The organism is Devosia sp. 919, assembly GCF_013185965.1.
GTDB lineage: Bacteria > Pseudomonadota > Alphaproteobacteria > Rhizobiales > Devosiaceae > Devosia.
This window is the reverse complement of record NZ_JABAOL010000001.1, coordinates 1,485,524-1,497,258: the sequence shown is the minus strand read 5'-3', so window position 1 is coordinate 1,497,258 and position 11,735 is coordinate 1,485,524. Positions and strand designations below refer to the sequence as shown.

The 11,735-nt window shown below is 62.2% G+C and carries 6 protein-coding genes; 3 read left to right on the top strand and 3 right to left on the bottom strand.

Features of this window, described 5'->3' with window-relative positions; translation table 11 throughout:
• The first annotated feature begins 24 nt into the window (after nt 1–24).
• Nucleotides 25–1,416, top strand: coding sequence for an FGGY-family carbohydrate kinase (locus HRQ64_RS07215; RefSeq protein ID WP_172122785.1), 1,392 nt, complete (start codon nt 25–27; stop codon nt 1,414–1,416).
• Here the strand turns inward: HRQ64_RS07215 and HRQ64_RS07210 are convergent.
• The 3 genes from HRQ64_RS07210 to HRQ64_RS07200 all read right to left on the bottom strand — a co-directional run bounded on the left by HRQ64_RS07210 (nt 1,400) and on the right by HRQ64_RS07200 (nt 7,004).
• Nucleotides 1,400–2,314, bottom strand: coding sequence for a DMT family transporter (locus HRQ64_RS07210; RefSeq protein WP_164854753.1), 915 nt, complete (start codon nt 2,312–2,314; stop codon nt 1,400–1,402). The genes HRQ64_RS07215 and HRQ64_RS07210 overlap by 17 nt on opposite strands.
• A 138-nt stretch (nt 2,315–2,452) precedes the next feature.
• Nucleotides 2,453–4,972, bottom strand: coding sequence for a glycoside hydrolase family 2 protein (locus HRQ64_RS07205; RefSeq protein WP_172122784.1), 2,520 nt, complete (start codon nt 4,970–4,972; stop codon nt 2,453–2,455).
• Nucleotides 4,973–5,153: 181 nt separating this feature from the next.
• Nucleotides 5,154–7,004, bottom strand: a complete 1,851-nt coding sequence (locus tag HRQ64_RS07200; RefSeq protein ID WP_172122783.1) for an ABC transporter ATP-binding protein — start codon at nt 7,002–7,004, stop codon at nt 5,154–5,156.
• Nucleotides 7,005–7,273: 269 nt separating this feature from the next.
• On the opposite strand from HRQ64_RS07200, the gene pepN reads away from it, so the two are divergent.
• Together pepN and HRQ64_RS07190 are read left to right on the top strand one after the other, a co-directional pair.
• Nucleotides 7,274–9,910, top strand: a complete 2,637-nt coding sequence (pepN, locus tag HRQ64_RS07195) for an aminopeptidase N (protein ID WP_172122782.1) — start codon at nt 7,274–7,276, stop codon at nt 9,908–9,910.
• Nucleotides 9,911–10,211: 301 nt separating this feature from the next.
• Nucleotides 10,212–11,735: a PAS domain-containing sensor histidine kinase gene (locus tag HRQ64_RS07190; protein WP_172122781.1), complete on the top strand. Its 1,524-nt coding sequence runs from the start codon at nt 10,212–10,214 to the stop codon at nt 11,733–11,735.

The window sequence follows — 11,735 nt, the reverse complement described above, 5'->3', positions numbered from 1 at the left end:
GAGGGTCTGCTTGGAACTGCTGCAATGCCCGATCCTCGACTGGTAGCCGTCATCGATATTGGCAAGACCAACGCCAAATTGGTGCTGATCGACACGGTGAACGCTGCACAAGTGGCGAGCCGCAGCACGCCCAACAGCGTGGTCCGCGACGGGCCCTACCCCCATGCCGATCTGGACCGGCTTTGGTCCTTTATCCTCGCGAGCCTTCAAGCATTGCATGCCGAGCACGGCATCGAGGGCATTTCGATCACCACGCATGGCGCGACGGCGGCCCTGCTGTCCGGGAGCGAGCTGGCCCTCCCCGTACTGGATTATGAATATGCCGGGCCCGATGCCCTCTCCACCCAGTACCGGGCTGTACGCCCCGGCTTTGCCGAGACATTGTCGCCCAGTCTGCCCGGTGGACTGAACCTGGGGGCGCAGCTCTTCTGGCAAGCCCGCAACTTCCCCGATGCGTTTGCCGGCGTGAACCATATCCTGCCCTATCCGCAATACTGGGCCTGGCGGCTCACCGGGGTTCTCGCCAGCGAGGTCACCTCGCTCGGCTGCCACACCGATCTGTGGGCGCCGGCGCAGGGCAAGTTCTCATCGCTGGTGACCAGCCAGGGGTGGGAAAAACTTTTCGCACCCATCCGCCCTGCCGCGAGCATTATCGCTACGATCAAGGCAGAGATCAGCGCCCAGACCGGACTGCCGCCGGACACCCCGGTCACCTCAGGCATTCACGACTCCAACGCTTCGCTGCTGCCGCATCTCGGTCGACAGCAGGCGCCGGTCACGATCCTTTCCACCGGCACCTGGACCATCGCCATGACCATCGGCGGCAAGACCCAAGGGCTCGATGAGCGCCGCGACAGCCTCGCCAATGTGGACGCGTTCGGCCGGCCCGTACCCACCGCCCGCTTCATGGGCGGTCGGGAATTTGACGCTCTTGTCGGCACCTATGTCGAACCCACAAGCGCCGAACTCCATGCGGTGATCGGCGGCGACATCCAGGCCCTGCCCAGTTTTGCTCCCGGCGTTGGCCCCTTCCCGGCGGCTACGGGGCGCTGGACAACCGATCCCGACCGCTTGTCGCCGGGCGGACGATCGGCTGCCACCGCGCTCTATCTCGCGCTGGTGACGCAGACCTGCTTCGAACTCTGCGGGCTGGGCGAAGAGATCATCATCGAGGGGCCCTTTGCGCGCAATGGGCTGTTCGCGGCGGCGCTCGCCCAGCTCACCGGCGTGCCCGTCAGCGCTTCGGCCGACAGCACCGGCACCAGTTTTGGAGCCAGCATGTTGTTTGGCGGCCCCAAGCCGGGCTCAAGCCGTCGAAAGCCCATCGCGCCCTTGGCCCTGCCGCAACTGGACACCTATGCCGCCACCTGGCGTGAGCGAGCCATGGCGGCCCGCCCCGTCAGCGTTGCTCGGTGACGGGACCCACGGGCTTGGACAAGGCGCGCTCGCGCAGCCAGATGTAAAAGCCGCTGCCGACAACGATGGGCGCGCCAAGCAAGAACCAGATATCAGGCGGCTGGTTGAAGACGATCCAGCTCAGCGCGGCGATGAAGATGATCTGCACATAAGAGAACGGTGCGAGGGTGGAGGCCGGCGCAAAGCGATGCGCCACCGTCACGAACTGATGGCCGAGAAAACCGATCACCCCGACAGCGGCAAAAACCACCCAGTCGAGCGTTGTCGTTGGCCAGATCCAATCGGCAAAGGCGAAGGGCAACAGCAAGACCACTGCCACGGCGCCGGTATAGAACTGCTGGGTCGCGGCCGAGTCCACCCCCGCCAGGCGCCGGGTCAGCAGCACATAGGCCCCGTAGAACCCCGCCCCGGCGAGCGACAGCAGCGTGGCCGGCTGGAAGGCTTCACTGCCCGGATGGACAATGATCAGGATGCCGATGAACCCCACGCCAATGGCGGTCCAGCGCCGCCAGCCCACCTGCTCGTGCAGGAACACCACCGAGAGCAGGCAGATGATCAGCGGTGTCGTAAAGCCGATGGCACCGGTGACCGTCAGTGGCAGATAGCGCACCGCCGTGAAGTTACACAGGCTCGATCCGAGCAGCGCCAGCGCCCGCACGATCTGGATCCGGAGATTGGCGGTGCGCACCAGATCGCGACCACCCTTGGGCAGGTTGACCGCTGAAACAATTACGAGGTGCACGAAATAGCGGGCAAAGATGATCTGCATCGCCGGCAAGCCAACCAGGCCGAGCCATTTGGCTGAGCCATCCAGGCAGGTAAACAGCAGATTGGCGCACAGCACGAGGCCGATGCCAAACAGGCGGCGCTCCTCGAGGGGAGCAATAGTCGTCGACATGGAGCGGATCCGGAGCGCCGCAGGAGAACGCGGCATCGGCAGGTTGGCCGCACCCACCGCGCCCTGTCAACCATTGATCCGGGCGCGAACAGGGCTGAAGAGTCAGCCCCTTGCCACGAGACAAGGGGCTGGCCGGAGCTAGAAGGTATCTGCCAGCGTGCGGATGCTGAGCGTGGCCGCAAGCTCCTTGGCGCTGAACTTGCCGCCATGGCGCGGCGTAAAGCCCAGCACTGTGGGCCGACCCGGCAGCAGGGTGATGGCGTTGTCGGAGAAATAGCCGGGCTGATCGACCGTCACGGTGGTGAACAGGCCGGGCTTATCGGCCTCAAGGGTCAGCACGGGGCCGGCGGGGCCCTCGGCCCAGCTGGCCGACACCGCTACGGGCGGCAGCTCATAGGCCTTGTAGGGCTTGGGAAAGTAATCATTCTCGCCCAGCACCTTGCCGGCCGCATCGCGCCAGGTGAACAACAGGAACTCGTCGGCGGCGAGTTCGGCAACATCGAGCGTCGCCACGGCCATTGCAGCATCCGGGCCAACGGCGCTGCTACCGGAGAACACCACACGATCGCCCCCGCCGACCTTGACCGCCCGGACCTCGAGGCTGATCGTCACCTCGGCGCCAGTATCATTGACGGCCTTGAGCACAATCTGGGTTGGCGCCGCACCCTCGACCGGCAATCCGCGCGAATTGGTCTTGAGTTCCGCATGCCGGGGTACCGCGACGACGTTCACCGGCAAGAAGAAGCGCTGGGCCATATACTGCAGCAGCTTCCACTGCCCGCCGTAATCAAGGCTCGCCCAGCTCGCGACCGGCCAGATATCGTTGATCTGCCAATAAAGCGTGCCCATGCAGCGCGGCTTGGTGGAGCGCCAGTATTCGATGGCGGTCTTCATCGCGAGGCCCTGCTGGATCTGGGACAGGAACACCATCTGGTCGAAATCGCGCGGGAAGCGGAAGTAGCGCGTCATGGTCTCGAGGATACGCGCATTGCCCCCGTCATTGCGCTGATGGTTCTCCATCACGGGCGAAGAGGGATTCCTGTCTTTCTGTTCAGAGAACGTTTCAATGACGTTCATCGAGGTGAACGACTGGAAGCCGAACTCGGAAGCAAACCGCGGATTGACCGTCCGATAGGCCTCGAAGGCCTTGGCCGAATGCCAGACATCCCAGTAATGCGTGTCGCCCCGCGTATCGGCATGCCAGCCATCAGAGAAATCGAGATAACCCATTGAGGGCGACGAGGGCCAGAACCGCCGCGCCGGATCCTCGTCCTCGACAATGGTGCCGAGCATGTGGTTGAGCCGGTCATAGTTCGCCACGTAACGCTCTGGCGCGGCACGCGTTTCCGGGTACCAGCCCAGCGAGCCGATCACCTCATTGTCCCCGCACCACAAGGCAATACAGGCGTGATGGGACAGCCGGCGCACCTGCTGGGTCACCTCCTCGCGCACGCTGGCAAGGAACGCCCGATCGGACGGATAGCTCATGCAGGCAAACATGAAGTCGTGCCAGATGAGGATTCCAAGCTCATCGCAGAGATCATAGAAGTAATCGGGCTCATACTGCCCACCGCCCCAGATCCGCAGCATATTCATATTCGCGGCCTTGGCGCTGCCCAGCAGATCGCGAATAACCTGGGGCGTTATGCGGCTCGGAATGGCATCTGCCGGGATCCAGTTGGCGCCCATCATGGTGATGTCCCGGCCATTGATGCGGCATTTGAAGGTGTGGTCGATCTCGTCGGGCTCGACCACCCATTCGAGCTGCCGCAAGCCAAGCTTGCGGGTGGTGCGCTCGCCATCGAGTCCGGTTTCCAGCTCATAAAGGGGCTGCTCGCCCTGCCCCGCGGGCCACCACAGGCGCGGGTTCTCAATGCGAACACCATGGATGAGCAGGTTTTCGCCGCGCTGGACGGCCACGGTTTCGCCAATGCTCTGCCCATCGATCGCGTGGCTGATCGTCACCTCTCCAGCCGCAAAGGCGAAGATGCGGGTGCGGATGGTCAGCTCGACTGCCCCATCGCGGTGCAGCTGATCGACCTGCACGCTTTCCTGACGCGCGAGGCGCGAGCGGCGCAGCTGCATCGTGCCATAGACGCCGATCGGCATCAGGCAAATGCCCCAGTCCCAGCCGGCATGGCATTGGGCCTTGCGCACGAAATTGAGGTGAATGCCCTCCAGACCATTGGTCTGGTAGTTCTTGGTAAAAGGCAGCGGGAATGGATGCGCTTCGGCGCGCGCCTTGGCCACATCGCGGGTCACGGCGAACTCGATGCGCAGCGTGTTGCCGCCTTCGCGAACCTTCCCGGTCACATCGATGTCGTGGCGAACAAAGGAATTGTCGGTGCGGGCAATCGCTTCACCGTTGAGGAAAATGGTGGCGATGCAGTCCACCTCGGCCACGGTCAGGGTCAAATAGCCATCAACATCAGCCGCACTTGCTTCAAAGCTGCGCTCGACCGACCATTCGGTCCGATTGACCCACATGACCTCCTTCTCGTTCTCGCCAAAATAGGGATCAGGGATCTCCCCATTCGCCAGCAGGGCGCCATGCACGTCGCCAGGCAAGGTGATGGGAGCCGAGGTGTGATAGGTCGGCGAGGAAAGGCGGAATGTCCCTCCAAGTTCAAGCACTGAATAAGCGGCGGCAGTGGACATCCGGTTCCTCCCAGTAGACGTCGTTCAAAGCAGCGAAAGCACCGCTGCAATCGATTTCAGCCTTCTACAGAGTCTGCCGGATAGCTCCAATGGGTGTGGTCTGGCTGAGCAAGACTTTTTGCGTCGAGGCGCAGAATGATCACAGGCGCGCCCGCACGGGCATGCCGGCACAGAGGCCGCTTTACTGAGCGGCCTCTTCGCTTTGGTCCGCTTCGATGAAGCCGCCGGATTGGCGCTGCCAGAGCTGAGCGTAAAGCCCGCCCTGCGCGAGCAGCTCGGCATGGGTGCCCTGCTCGACCACCCGTCCGTGATCGAGCACCACCAGCCGATCCATCGCAGCGATGGTCGAAAGCCGGTGAGCAATGGCAATCACCGTCTTGCCGCGCATCAGCAGTTTCAGCTGGCTCTGGATAGCCGCTTCCACCTCGCTGTCGAGCGCGGAAGTGGCTTCGTCGAGCACCAGGATTGGCGCGTTCTTTAGCAGCACCCGCGCAATGGCGATGCGCTGTCTTTGGCCGCCGGACAATTTCACCCCGCGCTCGCCAACATGGGCGTCGTAGCCTGTGCGGCCCTGCGCATCGCTCAGGGTTTCGATAAAGTCGGCGGCCTCCGCCAGTTCAGCGGCCTGGCGGATTTCGGCGTCGGTCGCGTCAGGACGGCCATAGGCGATGTTGTCGCGCACTGACCGGTGCAGCAAGGATGTGTCCTGGGTCACAACGCCGATATTGGCGCGTAATGAGTCCTGGGTGACGGCGGCGATATCCTTGCCGTCGATTAGGATGCTGCCGCCCTGCCGATCGTAGAACCTGAGCAGCAGGTTGACGATGGTGGACTTGCCGGCGCCCGAGCGGCCGATCAGACCGATCTTCTCGCCGGGCCGGATGTGCAGGTTTAAACCGTCGATGACACCGCTGTCTTTGCCATAGTGGAAGCTCACATTTTCAAAGCGGATGTCGCCGGTCACCTTGCCGATTGGCTTGGCGCCTTCGGCATCCGATACCACCCGCGGCAGCGAGATCGAAGCAATGCCGTCGCGCACCGTGCCGATATTCTCGAATAGTGCCGACATTTCCCACATCACCCACTGGCTCATGCCCTGGAAACGCATCACCAGCCCGAGTGAGACGGCCAGAGCGCCGGGGGACATCGTCCCCTGCAACCACAGCCAGATGCCGGTAGCGCCGACGAAAAACAGCAGCAGCGCATTGGAGAAGTTCACCGCCACGTTGAGCACGGTGAACATGCGCATTTGCCGATAAACCGTGTCGAGGAAGCCATCCATGGCTTCCCGGGCATAGCGTTCCTCCCGATTGGAATGGGAGAAGAGCTTGACAGTAGCGATATTGGTATAGCTGTCGACGATGCGACCGGTCATGGTCGAGCGGGCATCGGCCTGTTGCTCGGAGATCTTGCCGAGCCGCGGAATGAAGTACCACATCAACAGGATGTAGCAGACCACCCAAGCCAGAAATGGCAGTGCCAGCCGCCAGTCGGTCGACGCGGCCAGCACGACCGCGCCAGTGAAATAAACGCTCACATAGACCAGCATATCGAGCAGCTTCATCACCACTTCGCGCACGGCGAGCGATGTCTGCATCAGCTTGGCGCCAATGCGGCCGGCAAACTCGTCCTGGAAGTAACTCATGGACTGGCGGATGAGATAGCGATGGCTCATCCAGCGGATGCGCTGGGGGAAATTGCCGAGGAGAGTCTGGTGCATGGTAAGCGTGGAAAGCAGCACCAGTCCCGGCAGCACGAGAACGACGATCGCGCCCATGATGGCCAGCTTCCAGCCATCCGTGGCCAGGAAAGTCTGGGGGTCGGCGTCGGCCAGCCAGTTCACCACATCGCCGATAAAGCCGAACAGCAAGATTTCGCCCGCTGCGATGAGCGCTGCGGCTACAGCCATCAGGGCAAGCCACTTCTTGGCGCCGCGGCTGTAATACAGGCAAAAAGCGAGCAAGCCACGGGGTGGTTCACTGGGCTCTTCGGCAGGATACGGGTTCAGACGTTGTTCAAACCAGCGCAACATGCGGTCACCCCTTCAACAAGCAACAGACGTTCAAGAGCGCCTTGTCACGACGCTGACTCCCAGAAATAGATGACGCGGGAACGTCAACCGGGGGAAATCTTGCGCGGGACGCCAGCCACGTAACTGGTTTCCCTCCCCATCGACGTCCAATTTGACGTAGAAGGAGGGAGGCGGCCGCGAGCCGCACTGATCGCATATCTAACCGAAGTCTGCTGTTGCGGCACGGCCACAATCGATTGAAGACTAAGGTTCACACCTGGACCGAAATCATGCGTACTGAAACCGAGCACACCATCTATCTCAAAGATTACGCGCCCAGTCCTTATCGCATCACGGCGGTAGACCTGGATTTTCGCATCCTCGAAGAGGGGACGCGCGTTCGCTCGCTGCTGACGGTCGAGCCACGCCCGAACACGGCTGCAGGCACGCCGCTGGTGCTGGATGGCGACGGTTTGCGGCTGCAATCGGTGGCCCTCGACGGCTTGCCGCTGGTGGAGGCTGCCTATGCAGCCGATGCCAACGGGATGACTCTCGTTGAGCCGCCACTGCGTCGGTTCGTGCTGGAAACCGAGGTCACCCTGCAGCCGGAAAACAACACCAAGTTGATGGGGCTTTATCGCTCTAACGGGACCTGGTGCACGCAGTGTGAGCCCGAGGGCTTTCGGCGCATCACCTATTACCTCGATCGCCCCGACAACCTCGCCACATTCAAGGTGCGCATAACGGCGCCGGAGGCCGTGGCACCGGTGCTGCTCTCCAACGGCAATCTGATGGAGCGCGGTGACGCTGGCGACGGCCTGCATTATGCGGTTTGGGAGGACCCCTTCCCCAAGCCGGCCTACCTCTTTGCTCTCGTTGCCGGCAAGCTCGGCTCGATCAGCGACAGCTTCAACACCATGTCCGGCCGCAAGGTGGAACTGGCGATCTATTGCGAGCCAGGCAAGGAAGACCAGTGCGGCTGGGCCATGGACAGCCTCAAGCGCTCGATGGCCTGGGACGAGAAGCGGTTTGGGCGCGAATACGACCTCGACATCTTCAACATCGTCGCGGTGTCGGATTTCAACTTCGGCGCCATGGAAAATAAAGGCCTCAACATCTTCAACGATCGGCTGGTGTTTGCCCGGCCGGACACGGCCAGCGACGCCAATTACGCTTCGATCGAGCGCGTCATCGCTCACGAATACTTCCACAACTGGACGGGCAATCGCATCACCTGCCGCGACTGGTTCCAGCTTTGCCTCAAGGAAGGGCTGACGGTTTACCGGGACCAGGAGTTTTCCTCGGACGAGCGCAGCCGTCCAGTGCAGCGGATCCATGACGTGCAGAATCTGCGCGTGTCGCAGTTTCCCGAGGATGGTGGACCACTGGCCCATCCGCCGCGGCCTGACCAATATCGCGAGATCAACAACTTCTACACGACCACCGTCTACGAGAAGGGCGCCGAAATCGTGCGGATGCTGGCGACCCTCTTAGGCGAAGCCGGTTTCCGCAAGGGCATGGACCTTTATTTCCAGCGGCACGATGGTGAAGCCACGACCATCGAGGCTTTCCTCGCGGTCTTCTCGGAAGCCAACGATATCGATCTGGAGCAATTCAAGATCTGGTATCTGCAGGCTGGCACGCCTCAGGTCACGGTTTCGGACAGCTATGATCCCATCAGTCGCACCTATCGCCTGACGCTCAAGCAGCACACCGCACCAACTCCGGGGCAACCGGAGAAGTCGCCGCTGGTCATCCCGGTCAAGTTCGGCCTGCTCGGACCCAACGGCAGCGAACTAAGCTGGACGGGCGTATCTGGCGGAACGGTAAGCGACGACCTCATCATCCTCGACACCGAAACAGCCGTGATCGAGTTCAGGGGGGTCGCCAACCAGCCCATTCCTTCCTTGTTCCGTGGTTTTTCCGCGCCGGTGCAGGTCCATGCCGACCGGTCCGCGGCGGACAATCTGTTCTTGGCCCGGCATGACAGCGATCCGTTTAACCGCTGGGAAGCGCTGCAATCGGTCAGCACCGAGCTGATGGTGGCAGCTGCCCAAGGCAAGACTTGGCGCGATGAAGCGATCGCCGCACTGCGCGAAGCCATGATGGAGACGCTGGGTGACCCCGGGCTCGACCACGCCTTCAAGGCGCAGGCACTTGGTCTGCCCGACGAGTCGCTTGTTGCCCGAGCCATCGGCCGGGATGTAGATCCGGATCGCGTCCATCAGGTGCGCCAGGCTTTGATCGGCGCAGTCTTCGGACCGGTTGCTGCAATGCTGCAGGCCGCCTACGAGGGCCTCGCCATCACGGAGACTTATGCCCCCACCACGGCGCAGTCCGGCCAACGCTCCTTGCGCAATCGCCTGCTGTCCATCCTGGTCCAGGCGAGCCCCGATGGGGCCGCGCTCGCAGCCCGGCAGTACCATGAAGCCACCAACATGACCGATCGCCTGGCGGCGCTCGCGGTTAGCGGTTCGCTGTGGACAGCCGATGCCCCTGCCCTTCTCGCTGACTTCCGCCTGCGCTTTGCCGGGGACCCATTGGTCTTCGACAAGTGGCTCAGTGTTTCGGCGAGTGCCACCGATGATGGCGTGATCGAACGCATGCGCGCCATCCTTGCCGATCCCAGCTTCCCCAAGACCAATCCGAATCGCTTGCGCTCGCTTGTGGGGACATTTGCGATGGGCAACCCGACTCAGTTTGCCCGTGCCGACGGCGCGGGTTTCCGCTTCGTGACGGACTTCGTGGCGGAGGTGGATTCGGTCAACCCGCAGGTGGCTGCGCGGGTGCTGACAGGCTTCAGAATCTGGCAGAATCTGGAGCCAAACCGGCGCGAGGCAGCGCACGCGGCGCTCCGGCAGTTGCAGGCCTCGACCGAGCTGAGCCGCAACACGGCTGACATACTTTCCCGCATGTTGGGAAGCTAAATGCACGTTCCTGTGGAAGAATATTTCTCCGCCGCTAAGTGATTCAAGAGACTCGCCTTTTGGCGGGTCTCGCTTTAGCGCTGGCCGGAGAGGTATGGACAAGCTGCCACCGCCTGATTCATTGTTCGTTAAGGGTATCGGTCGGGGCAATTAGCCTCACATTACGGAGTTATTCATGCGGTCGGCGGAGCAATCCGGCGTCGGCGCTGATGGATTCAGCGTGGGCAAAGGTCAGAATTCAGCTCATCGGCCAGAAGGCGAGAACACCCATACAGGGTCCCTTTTCCGCAAGGTTTCGCCCGTGACGAGGACCGTCGCACTCACCGCCATCCTGGCCGCGACGCTTTTCATTATCTATGACACGGCAAGGACCCTTGATGAGGCCCGTCGCGACCTGACCGCCATCGGCGCATTGATGGCAGACGAGATTGCCGCAACCACCGCTCCGTTGCCGCAGCTGCAACAAGCGGTAAGGCTGTCGGGCGGTGTCGTTCATGCGCGGCTACACGCCGATCCTTCCACTGCTCCCCAGAGAACGCTCGTCAGCGAGCAGTTCCCCGTTGGTCAGCACGGTATCTTGTTGCTTGAAGCCAATGAGGACCTGATATGGCCCGGCCTGCTGGTCCGGGCCCTGGCCGCCCTTGCCGTGGCTGCGCTGATGACAGGCCTCTCCTGGCGCCGCAGCCACTTCAACGAAATGCCCGATCGCATGCAGCGTTTTGTCTACCAGACCCTTGCTTCGGCTGTGCCGATGGGGATGGCGTGCTGGACCAAATCGGGCCAGCTGGTGGTCTGCAATCAACAGTACCGCGAGCGCCTGGACCTGGAGGGTACAAGCGTGACCTACCCCCAAATGGTCAAGCGACTGATTGCCGGCGGATACATGAAGCTGGTCAATGACGCGGACAACACCCGCTTGATGGAGCTGCATCGCGAAGACGGCAGCTGCATGCTGATCGAGGAACGTCCCTTGGGCGACGGCAATTTCCTTACGCTCGTGACCGATGTCACCGAGCGCAAAAAAGCCGATTCACTGCTGAACTCCATCCGGGAGGAGCAGCGGCTGCTCGCCCGCCGCTATCATGAGGAAAAGCTCAAGGCCGAGGCCGCCAGCCGCTCCAAGACCAATTTCCTGGCTCATCTCAGCCATGACGTACGCACGCCGCTCAACCACATCATCGGCTTTGCCGAACTGATGCGGCATGAGGCTTATGGCCCGCTCGGCGATCGCCGCTACAAGGATTACGTGCAGTCGATCAAGTCCTCTGGCGAACACCTGCTGGATTCCTTTGCGACCATTCTTGATCTCGCGGAGCTTGAAGGCGGGCAGAAGATGCTGCGCTCCGATCCACTCAGCGTGGACGAGCTCCTCGACGAGGTCGGGCAGCGCTTCCGTGGACAAACTGCGCGAGCCGGGCTGAGCTTTGTGCGCGGCGAAGGTTGCGGCGCGGTTGTGCATGGCGACCGCCTAGGGCTGTTGCGCATGATCGGCAATATCGTCGAGAACGCGATCCGCTTCACGCCGAGCGGGGGCCGAGTCACGCTGGCAGCCTTTGCTGCCCATGATGGCGTTGTTATTGAAATCACCGATACCGGGCTCGGCATGAACGAGGAGCGGCTGGCCAGTCTTTCCCAGCCTTTCGCCCTTGGTGACGCGACCTTCACTCGCGAAGGGGTTGGTCACGGCCTTGGCATTTCGATTTCGCGCGCCATTGCCGAGCTCAGCGGCGGGCACATGGCCATTGACTCCAGCCCTTCCCTGGGCACGACGGTGGCCATCTGCCTGCCGTTGCGCAGCGAAGAAGGCATTCGGGCGGCCGAATAG

Coding starts and splice junctions, on each gene's coding strand:
- HRQ64_RS07215 (WP_172122785.1), top strand. CDS start 25: ATGCCCGATCCTCGACTGGTAGCCGTCATCGATATTGGCAAGACCAAC.
- HRQ64_RS07210 (WP_164854753.1), bottom strand. CDS start 2,314: ATGTCGACGACTATTGCTCCCCTCGAGGAGCGCCGCCTGTTTGGCATC.
- HRQ64_RS07205 (WP_172122784.1), bottom strand. CDS start 4,972: ATGTCCACTGCCGCCGCTTATTCAGTGCTTGAACTTGGAGGGACATTC.
- HRQ64_RS07200 (WP_172122783.1), bottom strand. CDS start 7,004: ATGTTGCGCTGGTTTGAACAACGTCTGAACCCGTATCCTGCCGAAGAG.
- pepN (WP_172122782.1), top strand. CDS start 7,274: ATGCGTACTGAAACCGAGCACACCATCTATCTCAAAGATTACGCGCCC.